Consider the following 20,329-nt stretch of genomic DNA (forward strand, 5'->3'; position numbering starts at 1 on the left):
CGCCGCGGGCGCGGTCAGTCCTGCAACTGCCGGCGCAGCGTCACCTCGGTGCCCTCGGCGGTACGCCGAACCGACAGTTCACCCAGCGCTCTGATCAGCTCCAGGCCACGGCCCCGGAAGCCGGAGCCGGTCGACTCCCGCCACTGCCCGCTGTCGCGCACGGTGGCCGTCACCGTCCGACCGTCGATGGCCACCTCCACACCGATCATGGCCTCGGCGGGGTGGACCGGGTGCTCGATGGCGTTGGCGGCGGCCTCGGAGACGGCGACGGTCAGGTCGAACCTGTCGGTCTCGCCGACGGAGTGGGCGACGAGGAAATCCTCCAGCCGCTTGCGGAGCACGCTGAGCCGGGTCGGGTCCGCCGGTAGCCGCAGCGCGAAGCGGTTCAGCTCCGCCGCCTCCAGGGCGAGAACCGCCACGTCGTCGCGGCGTGGCCGCCCGGTGACCCGCTCGACCACCGCGTCGATCAGGTCCACCACGTGCTCGCTCGGCGTGGCCGCGTCGATGCGCAACTGGGCCAGTGCGGCATCGATGCCGAGCTGGCGGTCCTCGACCAGCCCGTCGGTGTAGAGCAGCAGGCGAGTGCCGGCCGGCAACTCGCCCTCCACCGACTCGTAGGTCGCGTTGGGGAGCGCGCCGACAGGTGGGCCGAGCGCCCGGTCGTGCAGGAACGCCACGTCGCCTCCGGTGATCAACAGTGGGGACGGGTGACCGGCGCTCGCGTATCGCAGCCGACCGGTGCCGGGGTTGAACAGCAGGCAGACCACCGTCGCGAAGGAGCGGGCCTCGGTGGAGCCGACCAGCCGGTTGAGCCGGGTCAACGACTCACCCGGATCGAAGCCCTCCAGCACGTACGCCCGCAGCGCGTTGCGCAGTTGCCCCATCGCCGCGGCGGCCCGGACGCCCTTACCGACCACGTCGCCGATGACCAGCACCAGCTCGTCGCCGTTGAGCGCGATCGCGTCGTACCAGTCGCCGCCGACCTCGACGTCGGCGCTGCCGGGCAGGTAACGGCTGGCGATCACCGCGCCGGGTAGCTGGGGCAGTGATCGGGGCAGCAGGCTGTGCTGGAGGGTGGTGGCGATGCGGTGTTCGGCTTCGTAGAGCTGGGCGTTCTCCAGTCGCACCCCGACGAGCCGGGCCAGCTCGGTCAACGCGGCGTCGTCGGCCTGCGCCTCGTCGCCGGCGGCCCGCCAGACCCGCAGCTCACCGAGCTGCTGGCCGGCGGTGCCGGTCAACTCGGCCACGAAGGACGGGTCGGCGGCGGTGGTGCCGCCGCCGTCCGCCTCGAAGCGCGCCTCGGCCGCGGCGACGACCACCCGGGCCGCCTCGGCGAGGCTCAACGCGTGCCGGGCGGCGACCTGGAGCACGTCGGCGGTGGATCGGGCGGAGTTCACCGCCACCGCCGCGTCGGCCAGCGCGCGGAGCCGGCGGATGATCTGCCCGCGCAGCTGGCCCAGCTCGACGTTGGCCCGGACCCGGGCGATCAGCTCCTGCGCGGAGAACGGCTTGGTGAGGTAGTCGTCGGCGCCGACGGCGAGACCGGCGACCTCCTCCGCGGAGCCGGCGCGGGCAGAGAGCAGCACGATCGGCACATGCCGGGTACGCGGGTCCGCGCGCAGGGCGCTCACCAGGCCGAACCCGTCCAGCCGGGGCATCATCACGTCGGTGAGCACCAGGTCGAACCCACCCTCGCGGGCCAGCGGCAGGGCTTCCAGCCCGTCGTTCGCGGTGACCACGTCCCAGGTCGGGGAGAGCAGCCGGCTGACGTGCTCCTGCAGGTCGGCGTTGTCGTCGACGACCAGGATCCGGCCGGTCGAGACGCCCTTCGACGGCTGCTGGTCGAGCTGCGGTGCCGACGCGACGCCAGCCCAGAGCGCGGTCTCCGCCACGAAGAGCCGGGCCTGCTGGGGCTCACCCACCGGCAGTGGGTCGGACGCCGCCACCTGGTCCGCCGGCAGGTGCGCCGAGCCGAACGGGACGGTCACCGTGAAGGTGCTGCCCACGTCGACCTGGCTCGTCAACCCGACCTCGCCGCCGTGCATCTCGACCAGTTCCCGGACCAGCGCGAGGCCGATGCCGGTGCCTTCGTGGGTGCGTGCCCGCACCCCGGGCACCCGGTGGAACCGTTCGAAGACGTGCGGCAGCTCGTCCGTCACGATTCCGATGCCGGTGTCCGTCACGTCCAGCCGAGCCGCGCCCTGCACGGCCCGGACCCGCACCCGGATCTCACCGTCGAAGGTGAACTTGACCGCGTTCGACACCAGGTTGAGAACGACCTTCTCCCACATGTCCCGGTCGACGTGGACCGGCATCGGCAGCGGCGGGCAGTCCACCACCAGTCGCAACCCGGCCCGGTCGGTGGCCGAGCGGAAGGTGCTGGCCAGTCGGGCGGTGTAGTCGGCGAGGTCGGTGGGCTGGAAGCGGGCGGCCAGCCGACCGGACTCCAGCCGGGAGAAGTCCAGCACGGTGTTGACCAGCTTGAGCAGGCGCAGCGCGTTACGGTGCATCATGGTGAGCCGGTCGGTGTCGGTGGGGGGCAGCGCCGGGTCAGCCAGCATGTCCTCCAGCGGGCCGAGCACCAGGGTCAGTGGGGTGCGGAACTCGTGGCTGACGTTGGCGAAGAAGTTGGTCTTCGCCCGGTCCAGCGCCGCCAGCTCGGCGGCGCGGGCCCGCTCCTGCTCGTACGCCCGCTGGGTGCCGACCGCCCGGGAGATCTGGGCGGCGACCAGGTCGAGGAAGTCGCGGTAGTCGTCGCCGAGCGGCAGCTGGCGGGCCACGCCGACGACCAGCGCGCCGACCGTCTGGTTGGTCGCCGTGAGCGGCAGCACGAGGGCCTGGTCCGCGGCGTCGACCGGCAGTTCGTCGAGCAGAGCGGCCACCTCGATGGTGGCGGGCGCGTCATCGGCGCTGAGCCGGGCCGACAGGTGCGCCGTGACATCGGCGGCGGGCGGGGTGGTGCCGGTGCAACCGGCCAGGGTGAGCTGGTCGCTGCCGTCGGCCAGGTAGACCAGGGCGAACGGCACGTCGGCCCGGTGTCGGCCGAGCACCTCGGCGGCGGTCCGGCCCAGCTCCCGGGCGTTGCCGATGTCGCTCAACTCGGCACCCAGTTCGGCCAGCGTGCGCAGTCGACGCTCGCCGAGCACCCGCCCGGTGGTCTCGCTGACGATGCAGTAGACGCCACTGACCGAGCCGTCGTCACCGCGGATCGGGTCGTACGAGACGTTGAAGTAGGTCTGCTCGACGAAGCCGTACCGGTTGAGCAGAAAAGGGTGGTCCTCGCCCCGGTAGGAGCGGCCGGTGTTCCGGACGTTGTCGAGCAGAGGGCCGAGCACCGCCCAGGTCTCCGCCCAGTTCGCGCGGGCCGGTTGGCCGACCACGTCCGGGTGTTTGTCGCCGATGGTCGGCCGGTAGGCGTCGTTGTAGAAGGCCAACTGCTCGTCGCCCCAGAACATGACGATCGGCGCGCTGGAGGCGAGCATCATCCCGACCGCGTTGCAGAGCGCCGGGGGCCACTGACCGGGGCCGCCCAGAGAGCCGGAGGACCAGTCGACGGAAGCCAACCGCTCGCCCATCTCGCCGCCGGCCGCGAACGCGGCCGCCAGCATCGGCGGGGTCTCGCGAGCGGACAGCGCCGGATGCCCGCTGTCCGCGCCCCCCTGGGCCGAGCTCATGCAGCCTCCCCGCCCCGGCCGTACCCCTCGACCGTTGATCTTCACCCGCTGTGCCTCGACTTGTACCCCAGCGGACCAGCAACGTAACGCATCACGGGCGATGGACGCTGGTTACGTACACCTGGGCGGTCGGGCACCGGACAGTGCGGATCCTCGGCGGCGTCGAACGGCGGCGGCCGAAGCGCTCTGACGAGTCAGAAGACCGGCAGTCCGTCGATGCTTGCCGCGTTCTTGGTGGCCCGGTAGACGACCAGATCATCCGCGCTGCGGCGGGAGTGTGAGGTAAGTAACAGATCGCGCTCGGCCCGGAAGTCCATCAGCGGCACCGCGTATCCGCAGGAGTCACTGACCCGCTCCACCTCGACGGTGATGACCGCCCGGACGGCGTGCACGTCCGGCGGTGCGGGAAACTCGGCGAGCCGCTCGGCGAAGGCATCGTCGGTGACCGCGACGCTGCTGCCCCGACCGTGCAACCGGACGATCTTCGGCGGGCCGTCGAACGCACAGAACATCAGCGTGATCCGGCCGTTGTCCCGCAGGTGGGCGATGGTCTCCGCCCCACTGCCGTGATAGTCGAGGTAGGCCACCCGGTGCGGGCCGAGGATCACGAACGTGCCCCGCACGCCCTTCGGTGACACGTTGACGTGCCCGTCGACCCCGGACGGGGCCGTCGCCACGAAGAACAGCGGTTGGGCCACGATGAAGTCACGCAGTCGAGAGTCGATCTCCGGATAGACCTTGCCCATGCGTCGATCCTCCCACCGGCGCGATGGACAGAAGGGGGGCGATCCCCGTCACACCCGCCGGCTGGCGGCCCGCACCAACGCCGTGATCGCAGCGGGATCCGACTCGTTCTCCGGATGCCACTGCACCCCGAGCACGAACGGCAGGGCCGAGTCCTCCACCGCCTCGACCACGCCGTCCGCCGCCCAACCGGTCACCGTGAGCCGGCCCGGATCGGCGACCGCCTGGTGGTGGTACGAGTTGACCTGGTCGATCCCGGTCAGCACCGACGCGGCCAGGCTCCCCGGCGCGAACCGCACCGCGTGCGCGCCGTACACCCCGTGCGCCGGACGGTGCGCCTCGTGACCCACCACGTCGGGCAGGTGCTGGTGCAGGGTGCCGCCGTACGCGACCGCCAGCAACTGCATCCCCCGACACACGCCCAGCACCGGCACCGCGGCGGCGAGCGCGGCGGCCAACAGAGTCAACTCGCCGGCGTCGCGGTCCGGCCGGTCCTCGGTACGGGGGTCGGGCGGCTGGCCGTACCGCCCCGGGCCGACGTCCGCGCCACCGGCCAACAGCAACCCGTCGAGGACAGCCACCACGTCGGCGTCCACGTCGTCCGGTGGCAGCACCACCGCCCGGCCACCCGCGGCCGCCACCGCCCGCGTGTACGCCTCCGGCACCAGCACCGCCCGCACACCCCGCCAGGCGGCCCAGTCGGCGGGTTCGACGTACGCGCTGACCCCGATCAGCGGGCGTCGGGCTGGCGACCGCGGTGCTGGCGAACCCGGTCCGCTCCCCGCGCTCACAGCGGCGTGACGTAGGCGCCCGTGATGCCGCCGTCGACCACGAACTGCGCGGCGGTCATGAACGAGGCGTCGTCGCTGGCCAGGAACGCCACCGCGGCGGCGATCTCCTCCGGTTGCCCGAAGCGTCCCATCGGCACGTGCACCAGCCGGCGGGCCGCCCGCTCCGGATCGGCGGCGAAGAGTTCCAGCAGCAACGGGGTGGCCACCGGGCCGGGACAGAGGGCGTTGACCCGGATGCCCTCACGAGCGAACTGCACACCCAACTCCCGGGTCATCGCCAGCACCCCACCCTTGCTGGCGGTGTACGCGATCTGCGACGTGGCCGCACCCATCAACGCCACGAACGAGGCCGTGTTGATGATCGAGCCCTTGCCCTGCCGACGCATGTGCGGAATGGCGTACTTGCAGCACAGGTAGACGCTCGTGGTGTTGATCCGCAGCACCCGCTCCCACGCGTCCAGGCCGGTCTCCAGGATGGAGTCGTCGTCGGGCGGCGAGATGCCGGCGTTGTTGAACGCCACGTCCACCCGGCCGTGCCGGTCGGCCACCCCGTCGAACAGGTCGCGCACCGCCGACTCGTCGGCCACGTCGGTGGCCACGAACTCGCCGCCGCACTCCTCGGCGGCCTTCGTACCGGCGGCCACGTCGATGTCCACGCAGACCACCCGGGCCCCCTCGGCGGCGAACCGCCGCACGGTGGCCAACCCGATTCCGCTGCCCGCTCCGGTGACCACGGCCACCCGGTCCTGCAACCGACCCTGCACTGGCGTCACTCCTCCGTCGCGATGAACACGTTCTTGACGTCCGTGAAGGAGTGCGGCGCGTCCGGGCCCAGCTCGCGGCCGAGCCCGGAGCGCTTCATCCCGCCGAACGGGGTCCAGTAGCGCACCGAGGAGTGCGAGTTGACGCTGAGGTTGCCCGCGTCGACGGCGCGGGCCAGGCGCAGCGCCCGACCCACGTCCCGGGTCCAGACCGAGCCGGAGAGCCCGTACTCGGTGTCGTTGGCGAGCCGGATCGCGTCCGCCTCGTCGTCGAACGGCAGCACCGAGACCACCGGGCCGAAGATCTCCTCCCGCCAGTGCCGGTCGGCCGGCGAGTCGGCCAGCAGCACGGTGGGCGCGTGCCAGAACCCGGGGCCGTCCGGGCAGGAGCCCGTGAAGGCGACCTTCGCCCCGTCGAGGTAGCCGGCGACCCGGTCGCGTTGGGCGGCGGAGATCAGCGGGCCCATCTCGGCGGTGTCGCGCGACGGATCCTCGACGCGCACCGCGCGTACCGCCGGTTCGAGCAGTTCCAGGAACCTGTCGTACACCGAACGCTGGACCAGGATCCGCGACCGTGCGCAGCAGTCCTGGCCGGCGTTGTCGAAGACCGCGCCCGGCGCGGTCGCGGCGGCGCGCTCCAGGTCGGCGTCGGCGAACACGATGTTCGCGCTCTTGCCGCCCAGCTCCAGGGTGAGTCGCTTCACCTGGGCGGCGCAGCCGGCCATGATCCGGGTGCCGACCTCGGTGGAGCCGGTGAAACAGATCTTGCGGACCGCCGGGTGGGTGACGAACCGCTCCCCCACCACCGAGCCCTCGCCCGGGATGACGGTGAAGACGCCGTCGGGCAGGCCGGCCTCGCGGGCCAGCTCGGCCAGGCGCAGCGCGGTGAGCGGGGTCAACTCGGCGGGCTTGAGCACCACTGTGTTGCCGGCGGCGAGCGCCGGGGCGAACCCCCAGGCGGCGATCGGCATCGGGAAGTTCCAGGGCACGATCACGCCGACCACACCGAGTGGCTCGTGGAAGGTGACGTCCAACCCGCCGGGCACCGGGATCTGCCGCCCGCTCAACCGCTCGGGCGCGCCGGCGTAGTAGTCCAGGACGTCGCGGACGTTGCCCGCCTCCCACCGGGCGTTGCCGACGGTGTGCCCGGAGTTGCGCACCTCCAGCAGGGCCAACTCGTCCAGGTGCGCGTCGACCACGGCGGCGAACCGCCGCAGCAACCGCGCCCGGTCCCCCGCCCCCACCTGCCGCCAGGTCGTGAATGCGGCAGCCGCCGTTGCGATGGCGGCGTCAACGTCCTCCACAGAGGCCGCCGCAACCTCCCCAAACCCCACCCCGAAAGCCGGATCCACCAAAACCGTCACGCCGCTACCCCCTGCCCCTGCGCGATCTTGCAGTTACTGCGCCAACAAAAGCCGCGAACCTCCATGAACCCGCAACACAAAGTGCAAGATCGCGGGAGGTGGGGCGAGTGTGGCGCGGGGTTACAGGCGTTCGAAGCCACGCTTGAGCTCCCAGTCGGTCACCGCGGCGTCGAAGGCGGCCAGCTCGACCCGCGCCTGGTTGGCGTAGTGGGCCACCACCTCCTCGCCGAACGCCTCGCGGGCCACCGCAGAGCCTTCCCACAGGGCGAGAGCGTCGCGCAACGTGCCGGGAACGCGCTCGGCCTCCGGGTCGTCGTACGCGTTGCCGGTGCACTCCGCGCCCAGTTCCAACTCCCCGTCGATGCCGTGCAGCGCCCCGGCTACCAGCCCGGCGATCGCCAGGTACGGGTTGACGTCGGCCCCGGGCACCCGGTTCTCCACGCGCATGCCCTGCCCGTGCCCGACCACCCGCAGCGCGCAGGTGCGGTTGTCGACACCCCAGCGCAGCGCGGTCGGGGCGAACGACCCCGGCTGGTAGCGCTTGTACGAGTTGATGTTCGGGGCGAAGAGCAGGCTGAACTCGCGCATGGTGGCCAGGAGCCCGGCGAGCACCCGCTGCCCGGTCTGCGACAGGTGCGCCGGCCCGTCGCCGAGCATCGCCGACGAGCCGGAGGAATCCCGGAGTGAGAAGTGGATGTGGCAGGAGTTGCCCTCCCGCTCGTTCGGCTTGGCCATGAAGGTGATCGCCATCCCCTCCTGGGCGGCGATCTCCTTGGCGCCGTTCTTGTAGATGACGTGGTGGTCAGCGCAGGCCACCGCCTCGTCGTACCGGAAGGCGATTTCGTGTTGCCCAAGGTTGCACTCGCCCTTGGCACTCTCCGGGGTGAGCCCCGCGCCGGCCATCTCGACCCGGATGCGGCGCAGCAGCGGCTCCACCCGGGCGGTGCCGAGCAGCGAGTAGTCGACGTTGTACTGGTTGGCCGGGGTGAGGTCGCGGTAGCCGCGCTGCCAGGCGTCCTCGTACGAGTCGCGGAACAGCACGAACTCCAACTCGGTGCCGGCGTACGCGGTCAACCCGTGCTCGGCCAGCCGGTCCAACTGCCGCCGCAGGATCTGCCGGGGCGAGGCGACCACGTCACCCGAGCCGTCGAGCCAGGTCAGGTCGGCCAGCACCAGTGCGGAGCCGGGCTGCCAGGGCACCCGGCGCAACGTGGCGAAGTCCGGAACCATCGCGAAGTCGCCGTAGCCGCGTTCCCAGCTCGACATCGCGTACCCGTCGACGGTGTTCATATCGACGTCCACGGCCAGCAGGTAGTTGCAGCCCTCGCTGCCGCCCTCCACCACCTGGTCGAGGAAGAAGGGCGCGTGGAGCCGCTTGCCCTGCAACCGGCCCTGCATGTCGACGAGGGCCAGCACCACGGTGTCGATCTCGCCCTCGGCGACGGCGACCCGCAGTTGTTCCAGCGTGAGCGGTGCTTTCCTCATTCGCGGGCCTCCATCACCAAGGTCTACTGGCAAACCGGATCACCGTCAATGCCCCCGGCGGCAAGGGCCGCAAACCCGGCGGGACGGCAGCGCCGTCCGTCCCGCCGGGCGCCGGTCAGACCGGGCCGTCGGTCGGCGCCGGGTCGGGCGCCCCCGCGGTTTCCTCGACGGTACGAACCGGGCCGGTGAACCACGTGCGGGCCGAGGCGTACCACCAGACGGCGACCACGAGTAGCACCCCGCCGACGGCGAGCGGCGCGTAGTTCACCGCCGACCAGGTGAACCCGTCGTTGCCGGGCACCCCGGCGGGCACGATCGGCAGCACGAAGTAGACGGCGATGATCGCGATCTCGATCACCGCGATCCAGCCGAGCAGTTTGTACTTGCGGCCCAGCGTCCACGGCCCGGGGACGAACCGGTCGCCCATCCGCAGGCGGAGCGCGATCGGGATGAGGAACGACAGGTAGAGCCCGAGCACCGCGACGGAGACGACGGCGTAGAAGGCGATCGGAATACCGGCGGAGCTCTCGTAGAGCGCCGGCAGGGTCAGCACCAGGCCGGCCAGGGTGGCGCCGACGATGGCCTTGACCGGGGTGCCGTTGCGGTCGACGGTCGACCACAGCCGCCACCCGGGTACGGCACGGTCCCGGCTGAACGCGTACGCCATCCGGCTCATCGAGGTCACGCAGCTCATGCCGCAGAAGAACTGCCCGATGGTCGAGATGATGATGACGATCTTGAAGAAGACCGGGGTCAGCGCCGACTCGAAGATGGCGCCGGAGAAGCCGCCCGCGGCGTTGACCGCCTCGACGTCGGTGGCCGCGAAGAGGAACGCCAGCAGCAGGATCCAGCCACCGACCGCCGAGTAGAAGATCGACTGCCAGAGCCCACGGGCCGCGGCCTGAGAGGCGCCCCGGGTCTCCTCGGAGACGTGCGCGCAGGCGTCGAAGCCGGTGATCGTGTACTGGGTCAGCAGGAAGCCCAGCGGCAGCACGTAGAACCAGAACGTCAGCCCGCCGATGTCCCCGTCGCCGAAGCCGGAGTTGTTGAACCGCTCGGTGAACACGAACTGGAAGCTCTGGTGGTTGTCGGGCACGAAGACCAGGATGGCCACCACGACGGCCGCGCCGGCCACGTGCCACCAGACCGAGACGTTCTGGAGTACGTCGATGATCCGGTGCCCGAAGATGTTGATCAGCCCGTGCAACACCAGGATGATCACGAAGAGGACGAACGCCTGCCGCAGCGTCCCCGCCCAACCGTCGAAGAGCGCCGACAGGGTGAGGTTGAGAAACGTCGCACAGCCGTAGTCCACCGAGGCGGTGACGGCCACCAGGCCGATCAGGTTCAGCCAGCCGGTGAACCAGCCGTGCACCGGGCGGCCCATGGTGGCTGCCCACCAGTAGATCCCACCCGCCGTCGGGTACGCCGACACCAGCTCCGCCATGCAGAAGCCGATGATCAGGATGAACAGGGAGATCAGCGGCCAGCCCCAGGAGATGGCGACCGGCCCGCCGTTGTTCCACGCCTGACCGAAGGTGGTGAAACAGCCGGCCAGGATCGAGATGATCGAGAAGGAGATGGCGAAGTTGGAGAAGCCGCTCCACTTTCGGCGCAACTCCTGTTTGTAGCCGAGTTCAGCGAGCCGTCGGGCGTCGTCGTCCATCGGTTGCTCGGCGGTCGGCACGGGCGTCGTGGCCACTGCACACCTCCCTGAGGTGGTTCCGCGTGCGAGTGGGCAAAGTGTCGTCCCGGCCGATCAAGGCGGTCAATACGTAGTCGGTGGGAATCTCACCGACGTCGGGCTTATTGCGTTGCCGACCGGCCACCGCTGCCGGCATCCTGGACCAGTGACCAGGCCCGACAGGGGCCTACCCCGGGCGCTCGGACCGCCCGACCCGGTGGCGCGGGGCACGCCTCTCTCTCACGTACGGCCATTCCGCCGTACCCGAAAAGTGCCCCGCGCCCCACTCACTCCCCGCACCCCACCCCCCTCCCCGCACCCCACGCCCCCTCTACCGCGCGCACGCCCCTCTACCGCGCGCCACGCCCCTCTACCGCGCCGATCTTGCAGTTTCAGTTGCTGATAACAGCGGATATGCGCCGTATGTCAGCGCAGAAAGTGCAAGATCGCGAGGGCTGGGGCTGGGCTGGGGCTGGGCGGGGTTGGGGTTGGGGTTGGGTGGGGTGGGTCAGGTTAGGAGGAGGCCGGCTACCCAGAGGGCCGCGACCAGGAGGCCGGCCAGGAACTCCACCAGCATCGACAGGCCGGCGGCCTTCAGGGCCTGCACGGTGGAGGGCCAGGCGAGCTGATTACTGCCGAGCCGGAGCCGTTCGGCCGCCCACACCCCGGCGACGAAGCCGAGCACCAGGCCGACGACGGGCACCACGAAGAACCCGATGATGCCGAGCACCCCACCGGCCAGCAGCGTGGACGTCGGCACACCGGTGCGCTTCAGGTTCCGGCCCGGCCACGCGTACTTGATCACTGCGCCACCCCCGGCGACCAGCGTGGCGGCGGCGAACACCGCCCAGCCGACCAGGCCCGCGCCGCCGAAGACCGCCCAGAGCAGCACGCCACCCCAGCACAACGGCAGCGCCGGCAGGCCCGGCACCACCACGCCGGCCAACCCGGCCAGGATGGCCAGCCCGGCCACCACCGTCACCGCCGTCTGCGAGTCCGTCAGGTCCACGCCGCCATCCTCCGTCGCCACCCTCCGGACCGGAACGGTCCCCCGCCGCGCTGCGTGCCCTCGCCTCGCGCCACGCTGCTGAGCCTGCCGGTTCGCTCGCTGCGCTCGCTCACGCCGACGCTCCGCCGCGCAGCCGGGCCGTGATCACGTCGGCCGGGGCTGGCGCACCGAAGAATCGGCCCTGCCCGGTGTCGCAGCGCAGCGCCCGCAGCCGTTCCGCCTGCACACCGGTCTCGACCGCCTCGGCCGTGACCCACAGCTCCAACGCGTGCGCCAACCGGACCAACGCGTCGACGATCCGTTCGTCGCGGTGGTCGGCCGCCACGTCGGTCCCGTCCGCGCGGATGCCCTCCACGAACGGACCGGCGAGCTTGAGGCTGTGGATCGGCAACCGGCGCAGGTACGCCAGGTTGGAGTACCCGGTGCCGAAGTCGTCCACGGCCAGCCGGACGCCGAGCGCGGCGAGCCGGTGCAGGCTGCGCAGGGGTTCACCGGCGCTGCCCATCACGGCGCTCTCGGTCAACTCCAGTTGGAGCAGCTCCGCGGGCAGCCCGCTGGTCTGCAGGGCGTCGGCGACGGTGTCCACGATGGCCGGCTCGTCGGCCTGCCGGGCCGCCAGGTTGACGCTGACCACCAGCCTGGCGTCGGGGAACTCCCGCCACCACCGTTCGGCGTCCTCGCAGGCCCGCCGCAGCACCCACTCGCCGAGCCGGACGATCAGGCCGGTCTCCTCGGCCAGGCCGATGAACCGGTCCGGGCCGATCAGGCCCAACTCCGGATGCTCCCAACGGACCAGCGCCTCCACGGCGAGCATGGTGCCCTCCAGCAGCGACACGATCGGCTGGTAGTGCAGCACGAACTCGCCCCGCTCCAGCGCGGCGGGCAGCCCGGCGACCAGCGCCGAACGGGCGATGTCCCGGGCGCCGCGTTCCGGGTCGTAGACCGCCCACCGGCCCCGGCCCGCCGCCTTGGCCCAGTAGAGCGTGGTGTCTGCGGCCTTCATCAGCTCGGACGCGCTGGTCTCCGAGGCCGGGCACTGCACGATGCCCACACTGGCCGAGACGGCCAACTGGTGCTCACCGACGTGGGCCGGGGCCGCGACGGCGGCCAGCGCCGCCTCCGCCACGGAGACCGGGTCGTCGGTGTCGTCGCCTCCGTCCACGAGGATCACGAACTCGTCGCCCCCCATCCGGGCGACCAGGTGGCCGTGGTCGGCCACACACGCGGCCAACCGGCGGCCGATCATCACGAGCAGTCGGTCACCGAGGTCATGGCCGAGACTGTCGTTGATCGCCTTGAAGCCGTCCAGGTCGAGGAAACACACCCCGACGCGCTGCCCGGCGTCCGCGGTGTCGAGCAACCGTCCCAGCGTCTCGAAGAACAGCGTCCGGTTGGGCAGCCCGGTCAGCGGGTCGTGCAGCGCCTGGAAGCGCAGCCGTTGCTGGAGTTCGTACCGCTCGGTGATGTCCTCGATCATCGCCACGGTGAATCGGGGCCGGCCCTCGTGTCGGATCAGGGAGACGGCCAGATCCGTCCAGACCGTCGTGCCGTCCTTGCGGTAGTAACGCTTCTCCACCCGGGCCGCGTCGTGCTTCCCCTCGATCATCTCCTGGTAGAGCTCCCACATCCCGGCCGCGTCGTCGGCGTGGACCAGCCCGGTCACGTTGGTCTCGCGCAGCTCCTCGATCGAGTAGCCGAGCATGTCGGCGAACGCCTGGTTGACGTCGATGATCTGACCGTCCACGCCGGCGATCCCGATCCCGATCGCGGCCCCGGTGAACACCGCCCGGAACCGTGCCTCGCTCTCGCGTAGCGCCTGCTCGACCTCGTCGCGCGCCTGCCAGGCCGACCTGGCGATCTGCTCCTGCTGGCTGAAGGTGCGGTCGCGCAGCGCCCGGGCGAACCCGGCGGCCAGTCCGCCCTGCACCGACGCGATCCTCTCGGCGAGGTCGACCGGCCGGTCACCGTCGCACAGCACCCGGCGCCCGAAGGTCGTGCCGAACGCGTGCAGCGTCCACTCCAGGGCCTGCGGCTCGGTGAGGTGCGCCTCCACCAGGGCCCGCCCGACCTCTTCGGCCGCTTCGGCGGTGAACGGTTCCGACCGCACCGCGTGGGCCAGCCGGATCGTGTGCGCCAGCAGCAGTCGCTCGGTCTCGGCCACGCTGAGCGGCACGAAACCGAGTCGACGCACCGCGCGGGCCCAGTCGGCGGCGAACCCTTGGGCGTCCGCCCGACCGGCATCGACCCCGGCCGGGCCCCGGCCGGCATCGACCCCGGAGGGGTCCTGGCCGGCATCGACCCCGGAGGGGTCCGAGACGGCGGCCACGAGATCAGCCGGCGGGCTGGTCGTACCGGGCGACGCCCCCGAAAGCGCCGAACCGCTCCGGGTGCTCGTCCACCTCGGACGGTGAGTCCGGGCGCCAGAGCGGCATGTGCACCACGCCCGGTTCCAGGACGGTCCAGTCGCCGAAGAAGCCGGTGACCTGAGCACGGGAGCGCAGGGTGATCTCGGTGGCGGTGCGGGCGGAGAGGCGCTGGGCGTCCAGCATCTCCTGTGGCTGGTCCTCGAAGGTGGAGTGGGAGACGACCAGGAAACTGCCCGGCGCGGCCGCGGCCCGCAGGGTGGCGAGGATCGCCTCGGGCCGGTCGGCGTCCGGGATGAAGTGCACCACCCCGGCCAGCAGGATGCCCATCGGACGACTGAAGTCGATCAGCCCGAGCTGTCGGGTCTCGGCGAGGATCCGCTCCGGCTCACGCAGGTCGGCGTGGATGACCCCGGTCAGCTCATTGCCCGCCAGCAACTCCCGGCTGTGCGCGACCGCCACCGGGTCGATGTCGACGTACACCACGCGGGCCTTGGGGTTCACCCCCTGCGCGACCTCGTGCACGTTGCCCACGGTGGGAATTCCGGAGCCGATGTCGAGGAACTGGTCGATGCCGGCGTCGAGCAGCACCCGGACGGCCCGGCGCAGGAACTCCCGACCGGAGCGCATGGTGGCGGCGAGATTCGGGGTCATGCTGGCGATCTGCTCCGCCAACTGCCTGTCGATCTCGAAGTTGTGCGCTCCACCCAGAAAGTAGTCGTACACCCGGGCCGCGCTCGGCCTGGTCAGATCGATCTCGGTCGGCAGTCCGTCCGGCATCAGCGTGCTCCCCAGTTCATCGCCGCGGCGCGGGACGGCACCGGCGTCGGGGCGCGCAGCGGGCACGCGTGGGCACCGGTCGACCCGCGGGTCGTGTGGTGTGGACCACTCTAGGCGGCTGACTCCAGCAACAGCGAGATGCCTTGACCAACGCCGATGCACATGGTGGCCAGAGCCCGGCGTCCGCCGCGACGGCGCAGCTCCAGGGCGGCGGTCAGCGCCAGCCGCGCGCCGCTGGCGCCGAGCGGGTGCCCCAGCGCGATGGCGCCACCGTTCGGGTTGACGTGCTCGGCGTCCACGGGCAACCCCAGCTCACGCAACACCGCCACGGACTGCGCGGCGAACGCCTCGTTCAACTCCACCACGTCCACCGCGCTCACCTCGACGCCGACGCGTCCGAGCAGCTTGCGGGTGGCCGGCACCGGGCCGATTCCCATGATCCGGGGCGGCACACCGGCCGCCGCCGCGCCGACGATGCGGGCCAGCGGGGTCAGGCCGTACCGGGCGACCGCCGCCTCGCTGGCCACCAGCAGGGCGACAGCGCCGTCGTTGACGCCGGAGGAGTTGCCGGCGGTCACCGTGCCGCCGTCGCGGAACGGGGTGGGCAGCATGGCCAGCTTGTCCAGCGAGGTCTCCCGGGGGTGCTCGTCGACCTCGACCAGCCGGGTCTCCCGACGACCGGCCGGCACCGACACCGACACGATCTCCTCGGCGAACCGGCCGTCCGCCTGGGCCCTGGCCGCCCGCTGCTGCGAGCGGTACGCGAAGGCGTCCTGCTCGGCCCGGCTGACGCCGTACTCGGCGGCCACGTTCTCCGCCGTCTCCGGCATCGAGTCGACCCCCCACCCGTCACGCATCAACGGGTTCACCAACCGCCAGCCGAGGGTGGTGTCGTACACCTCGGCCGAGCGGGAGTACGCCGACGCCGCCTTCGGCATGACGAACGGCGCCCGACTCATGCTCTCCACCCCGCCCGCGATGACCAGCTCCGCGTCCCCGGCGACGATGGACCGCGCCGCGGTGGCGAGCGCGTCCAGGCCGGAACCGCAGAGCCGGTTGACGGTGCTGCCCGGCACCTCCTCGGGCAGGCCGGCCAGCAGCGCCGCCATCCGGGCCACGTTGCGGTTGTCCTCGCCGGCCTGGTTGGCGCAGCCGAGCACGACGTCGTCGACCCGCGCCCAGTCCACCGACGGGTGGCGGGCCACCAGTTCCCGGATCACGTGCGCGGCCAGGTCGTCGGGGCGGACGCCGGCCAGCGCGCCCGCGTACCGGCCGATCGGGGTGCGGACACCGGCCACCAGGTATGCCACGGTCATCGCGAGTCCTTAGGGGGTGCAGACGGCGGGGGTGGGGCACGCCCGCCGGGTCACGAGGGCTGCCGGCCGCCAGGATATCCACGCCGACAGCGGATAGGTTGACGGCATGGCCCGGGCCCAGTTCAGCGCAGAGACCAGCGGCAGCGGCGCGTTCGTCCGCCAGCCGAACCGGTTCACCGGTCGGGTCACCGCCGACTCCACCTCACCACCCGGCGGCGGCCCGGACGAGCAGGACCGCTGGCCGTTGGAGGCCGGCCGTTACCGGCTGATCTGGTGCCGGGCCTGCCCGTGGGCGCACCGGGCGAGGATCGTGCGTGGCCTGCTCGGGCTGGACGACGCGATCTCGCTGGGCACCGTCGACCCGATCCGGGACGAGCGGGGTTGGGCGTTCGCCCTCGACCCGGACGGCTTCGACCCGGTGCTCGGCGTGAGCTTCCTCTCCGAGGCGTACCTTGCCACCGACCCGGACTACACCGGCCGGGTGACGGTGCCGGCGCTCGTCGACACCCTGACCGGCCGGGTGGTCACCAACGACTACCCGCAGCTCACCCTCGACTTCTCCACCGAGTGGCGGCCGCTGCACGCGCCTGACGCCCCGGATCTCTACCCGGTCGAGCTGCGCCCCCGGATGGACGCGCTGATGGCCGAGATCCACACCGACGTGAACAACGGGGTCTACCGCTGCGGGTTCGCCACCTCCCAGCAGGCGTACGACGAGGCGTTCCGGGCGCTCTTCGCCCGGCTGGACGCGCTCTCGGAGCGGCTGGCCGACCAGCGGTACCTGATGGGCGACGCGATCACCGAGGCGGACGTGCGGCTGTTCACCACGCTGGTGCGCTTCGACGTCGCGTACCACGGGCACTTCAAGTGCAACCGCGACAAGCTGACCGAGATGCCGGTGCTCTGGGCGTACGCCCGGGACCTGTTCCAGACGCCGGGTTTCGGCGAGACGGTGGACTTCGACCACATCAAGCGGCACTACTACGGCACCCATCGGGAGATCAATCCCAGCGGCATCGTGCCACTCGGGCCGGACGAGTCCGGCTGGAGCACGCCGCACGGGCGTGGCTGAGCCGGGTCGGCCGACCGCCCCGACCGTTCCGAGCGCCCGCGGCGACGTCGCCCGCCGGGTGGCCGGGTCCGCGGCGGCCGGCTGCACCCTGGCCGGCGCGGTGGCGGTGACGCTCGCCGTGGTCGCCGGTCCCGGTCCAGGGCTCACCGGGTACGTCAGCGAGGCGGGCATTGCCGGCAGCGCCCACGCCGCGACGTACCGGATCGGGATTCTGGCCCTTGCCGGCGCGTTGCTGCTGATCGGCGCGGCGCTGCCTCCCGGGGTGTGGGCGGCGGCCCCGGCGCTGCTCGCCACCGGGGCCGTGTTCACCGCCGTGTCGGGGGCGGTGACCTGTTCCGGCGGCTGCCCGTTGCCCCCGTTCGAGCGTGCGACGACGGCGGACCTGGTGCACGGCGGCGCGAGCATCGCGGCGACCGCCGCGGTGGTCTTCGCCATGATCGCGCTGGCCGTCTCCGTGCCGGCCGGCCAGACGGTGCGTCGGCTGGCCGGCGTCGCCGCCGTGCTGGCCCTGCCGCTCTGCGCCACGGTGGGGCTGGCGATGCTCGTGATCGGTCGAGGCCCGGTGGTGGGGGTGCTGGAACGGCTGATCCTCGCCCTGGCGGTGCTGTGGGGCCTGGGCACCGCCACCGCGCTGGCCCTCTGTAAGGAGCCTCACGCCGTCCGGTCCTTCCGATGAGCGGGAATCGGCGTATCGTCGGCCAGCGATGACCAATGTCTGGGGCCTCACTGTCCGCCTGTATGTCGATCTCCGACTGCAGGCCAGTGGCATCTGTCCGGGCTAGCCGCGTTTCTACGCCACGCCCCGATCGGACCGGACAATTGGATTCCTCCTCATGCCCTTCAGCCTGCGCAAAATTCCCTTCTCCGTGCAGATCCTGCTCGGCCTCGTGCTCGGTGTCGCGCTGGGCTTCCTGGCCCGCACCAACGACCTGAGCTGGCTGACCAGCACCCTGCACACCGTCGGCAGCCTCTTCGTCCAACTGCTCAAGCTGGCCGTGCCGCCGCTGGTCTTCACCGCCATCGTGGTCAGCGTGGTCAGCCTGCGCGGCGTCGCCAACGCCGCCCGGCTCGCCCTCAAGACCCTCATGTGGTTCGGCATCACCGCGCTGATCGCGGTGAGCATCGGCATCGGCCTCGGCCTGCTCACCAATCCGGGCCGGGGCGTGACCCTCGACCTGGGTGGCGCGGCCGCGCCGAAGAAGACCGGCTCGTGGACCGACTTCCTCACCGGCATCGTGCCCACCAACCCGGTCGGCGCGTTCGTCGAGGGCAACGTCCTCCAGATCGTCTTCCTCGCCGTCGTCATCGGTGCCGCTGCGCTGCTGGTCGGCGAGGCCGCCGAACCGTTCGTGGCGCTGAACCGCTCCCTGCTGGAGATCGTCCAGAAGGCGCTCTGGTGGGTCATCCGACTCGCCCCGATCGGCACCCTCGGCCTGATCGGCAACGCCGTCGCCTCGTACGGCTGGGACCTGCTGGCCCCGCTCGCGAAGTTCACCACGGCCGTCTACGTCGGCTGCGCCATCGTGCTGTTCGTGGTGTACCCGCTGGTGCTGATCCTCGCCGGTCGCCTCAACCCGCTGCGCTTCTTCGCCGGCGCCTGGCCGGCGATCGAGCTGGCCTTCGTGTCCCGCTCGTCGGTCGGCACCATGCCGGTGACCCAGCGCTCCGTCGAGCGCCTCGGCGTCCCCCGCGAGTACGCCTCGTTCGCGGTGCCCTTCGGCGCGACCACGAAGATGGACGGTTGCGCCGCCATCTACCCGGCCCTCGCCGCGATCTTCGTGGCGCAGGTGTTCGGCGTGCAGCTCGGCATCGGCGACTACCTGCTGATCGCCTTCGTCTCGGTGGTCGGCTCGGCGGCCACCGCCGGCCTGACCGGCGCGATCGTGATGCTCACCCTGACCCTCAGCACGCTGGGCCTGCCGCTGGCCGGCGCCGGTCTGCTGCTGGCCATCGACCCGATCCTGGACATGATCCGCACCGCCACCAACGTCGCGGGGCAGGCGCTGGTGCCGACAGTGGTCGCCGCCCGCGAGGGCACCCTCGACCGCGCCGCGTACGAGTCCGCCGGCCGACGCGACCTGACCGAGCCGGAGCCGGTAGCGGAAACCCGGCCCGACCTGACCCCTGTTCCTGCCTGATCAGATCAACCGGTACGGCGGCGGACCTCCCTCCCCGGGGGCCCGTCGCCGTCGCCGTTTCGAGAGGATGTCCCCATGAGCTCCCTGTTCACCCCCCTGGCCCTGCGCGGGGTCACCCTGCCCAACCGGATCGCCATGGCACCGATGTGCCAGTACTCCGCGGGCCCCGACGGCCTGCCCACCGACTGGCACCTGATCCACCTCGGCAGCCGCGCGGTCGGCGGGGCCGGCCTGGTCATGACCGAGGCGACCGCCGTACTCCCCGAGGGCCGGATCAGCCCCCAGGACACCGGGCTCTGGTCCGACGCGCACGTCGACGCCTGGCGACCGGTGACCGCGTTCGTCGCCGCCCACGGCGCGGTGCCGGCCGTGCAGCTCGCGCACGCCGGCTTCAAGGCATCCACCTGCCGGCCCTGGGCGCCCGAGCGCGGTGGCGTGCCGGACTCCGAGGGCGGCTGGACGCCCGTCGCCCCCGGCTCGGAGCCGTTCACCGCCGACTACCGGACGCCGACCAGCCTCGACGAGGCCGGCATCGCGGGTGTGGTCGACGCGTTCGCGGCCGGAGCCGTACGCGCCCTGGACGCCGGCTTCGCCGCCGTGGAGATCCACGCCGCCCACGGCTACCTGCTGAACGAGTTCCTCTCGCCGCTGACCAACCACCGCACCGACGCGTACGGCGGCGACCGCGCGGCCCGGATGCGGCTCACCCTGGAGGTGGCCCGCGCGGTGCGCGCCGCGGTCGGCGAGGACGTGCCGGTGCTGACCCGGATCTCCGCCACCGACTGGGTCGAGGGCGGCTGGACGATCGAGGACAGCGTGGTGCTCGCCGGCGAGCTGGCCGGCGTCGGCGTCGACCTGGTCGACGCGTCCTCCGGTGGGGTGAGCACGGACCAGCGCATTCCGCTCGGCCCGGGTTACCAGGTGCCGCTGGCCGCCCAGATCCGTCGCGAGGCCGGCGTGCCGACCGGCGCGGTGGGCCTGATCGTGGAACCCGAGCACGCCGAGCAGATCGTCGCCAGCGGCGAGGCTGACCTGGTGCTGCTGGGCCGGGAGTTGCTGCGCGACCCGTACTGGCCGCGCCGGGCCGCCGCGAAGCTCGGAGTCGCGTACTCCGGACCCGCCCAGTACGCCCGCGCCTGATCCTTCCG

General features: G+C 71.9%; 15 protein-coding genes. 4 read left to right on the forward strand and 11 right to left on the reverse strand.

Going from position 1 to position 20,329, the window contains the following annotated elements:
• Positions 1–14: 14 nt before the first annotated feature.
• From ACZ6NZ_RS17435 to pcaF, 11 genes are all read right to left on the reverse strand, one after another.
• Positions 15–3,674 carry a SpoIIE family protein phosphatase gene (locus tag ACZ6NZ_RS17435; RefSeq protein ID WP_465858981.1) on the reverse strand — a complete coding sequence of 1,220 codons (3,660 nt, stop codon included), beginning with the start codon at positions 3,672–3,674 and terminating at the stop codon, positions 15–17.
• Between the two features lie 194 nt (positions 3,675–3,868).
• On the reverse strand, positions 3,869–4,420 hold the full coding sequence (locus tag ACZ6NZ_RS17440) for a pyridoxamine 5'-phosphate oxidase family protein (protein WP_465858982.1): 552 nt from the start codon (positions 4,418–4,420) through the stop codon (positions 3,869–3,871).
• A gap of 48 nt (positions 4,421–4,468) precedes the next feature.
• Entirely contained in the window at positions 4,469–5,209 is a 741-nt protein-coding gene (locus ACZ6NZ_RS17445; protein ID WP_465858983.1) for a gamma-glutamyl-gamma-aminobutyrate hydrolase family protein, read from the reverse strand.
• Positions 5,206–5,973, reverse strand: a complete 768-nt coding sequence (locus ACZ6NZ_RS17450; RefSeq protein ID WP_465858984.1) for a 3-oxoacyl-ACP reductase — start codon at positions 5,971–5,973, stop codon at positions 5,206–5,208. The genes ACZ6NZ_RS17445 and ACZ6NZ_RS17450 overlap by 4 nt, the downstream gene beginning before the upstream one ends.
• Positions 5,974–5,978: 5 nt before the next feature.
• Positions 5,979–7,325, reverse strand: a complete 1,347-nt coding sequence (locus ACZ6NZ_RS17455) for an aldehyde dehydrogenase family protein (protein ID WP_465859482.1) — start codon at positions 7,323–7,325, stop codon at positions 5,979–5,981.
• Positions 7,326–7,454: 129 nt separating this feature from the next.
• On the reverse strand, positions 7,455–8,819 hold the full coding sequence (locus ACZ6NZ_RS17460) for a glutamine synthetase family protein (protein ID WP_366608299.1): 1,365 nt from the start codon (positions 8,817–8,819) through the stop codon (positions 7,455–7,457).
• Between the two features lie 115 nt (positions 8,820–8,934).
• Positions 8,935–10,521: an amino acid permease gene (locus ACZ6NZ_RS17465; RefSeq protein WP_465858985.1), complete on the reverse strand. Its 1,587-nt coding sequence runs from the start codon at positions 10,519–10,521 to the stop codon at positions 8,935–8,937.
• A 490-nt stretch (positions 10,522–11,011) separates the two neighbouring features.
• Complete coding sequence (locus ACZ6NZ_RS17470; RefSeq protein ID WP_465858986.1) at positions 11,012–11,512, reverse strand: DUF456 domain-containing protein; 501 nt, start codon at positions 11,510–11,512, stop codon at positions 11,012–11,014.
• A gap of 109 nt (positions 11,513–11,621) precedes the next feature.
• Complete coding sequence (locus tag ACZ6NZ_RS17475) at positions 11,622–13,838, reverse strand: putative bifunctional diguanylate cyclase/phosphodiesterase (RefSeq protein ID WP_465858987.1); 2,217 nt, start codon at positions 13,836–13,838, stop codon at positions 11,622–11,624.
• A 4-nt stretch (positions 13,839–13,842) separates the two neighbouring features.
• Positions 13,843–14,655: an SAM-dependent methyltransferase gene (locus tag ACZ6NZ_RS17480; protein WP_465858988.1), complete on the reverse strand. Its 813-nt coding sequence runs from the start codon at positions 14,653–14,655 to the stop codon at positions 13,843–13,845.
• Positions 14,656–14,765: 110 nt separating this feature from the next.
• Positions 14,766–15,971 (reverse strand): 3-oxoadipyl-CoA thiolase, encoded by a 1,206-nt coding sequence (gene pcaF / locus ACZ6NZ_RS17485; protein WP_465858989.1) that lies wholly within the window; start codon positions 15,969–15,971, stop codon positions 14,766–14,768.
• A gap of 106 nt (positions 15,972–16,077) precedes the next feature.
• Here pcaF and ACZ6NZ_RS17490 point away from each other — a divergent pair, with 106 nt between their 5' ends.
• The 4 genes from ACZ6NZ_RS17490 (at position 16,078) to ACZ6NZ_RS17505 (ending at position 20,321) form a co-directional block, all read left to right on the forward strand.
• Positions 16,078–17,043, forward strand: a complete 966-nt coding sequence (locus ACZ6NZ_RS17490) for a glutathione S-transferase family protein (protein WP_465858990.1) — start codon at positions 16,078–16,080, stop codon at positions 17,041–17,043.
• Positions 17,036–17,719: a DUF998 domain-containing protein gene (locus ACZ6NZ_RS17495; protein ID WP_465858991.1), complete on the forward strand. Its 684-nt coding sequence runs from the start codon at positions 17,036–17,038 to the stop codon at positions 17,717–17,719. Before ACZ6NZ_RS17490 ends, ACZ6NZ_RS17495 begins: the two co-directional genes overlap by 8 nt.
• Positions 17,720–17,888: 169 nt before the next feature.
• Positions 17,889–19,181 carry a dicarboxylate/amino acid:cation symporter gene (locus ACZ6NZ_RS17500; protein ID WP_465859483.1) on the forward strand — a complete coding sequence of 431 codons (1,293 nt, stop codon included), beginning with the start codon at positions 17,889–17,891 and terminating at the stop codon, positions 19,179–19,181.
• A 75-nt stretch (positions 19,182–19,256) separates the two neighbouring features.
• Entirely contained in the window at positions 19,257–20,321 is a 1,065-nt protein-coding gene (locus tag ACZ6NZ_RS17505; RefSeq protein WP_465858992.1) for an NADH:flavin oxidoreductase/NADH oxidase, read from the forward strand.
• The last annotated feature ends 8 nt before the right edge of the window (positions 20,322–20,329 follow it).

The sequence above is a fragment of the Micromonospora sp. NPDC047756 genome (genome assembly GCF_055587245.1).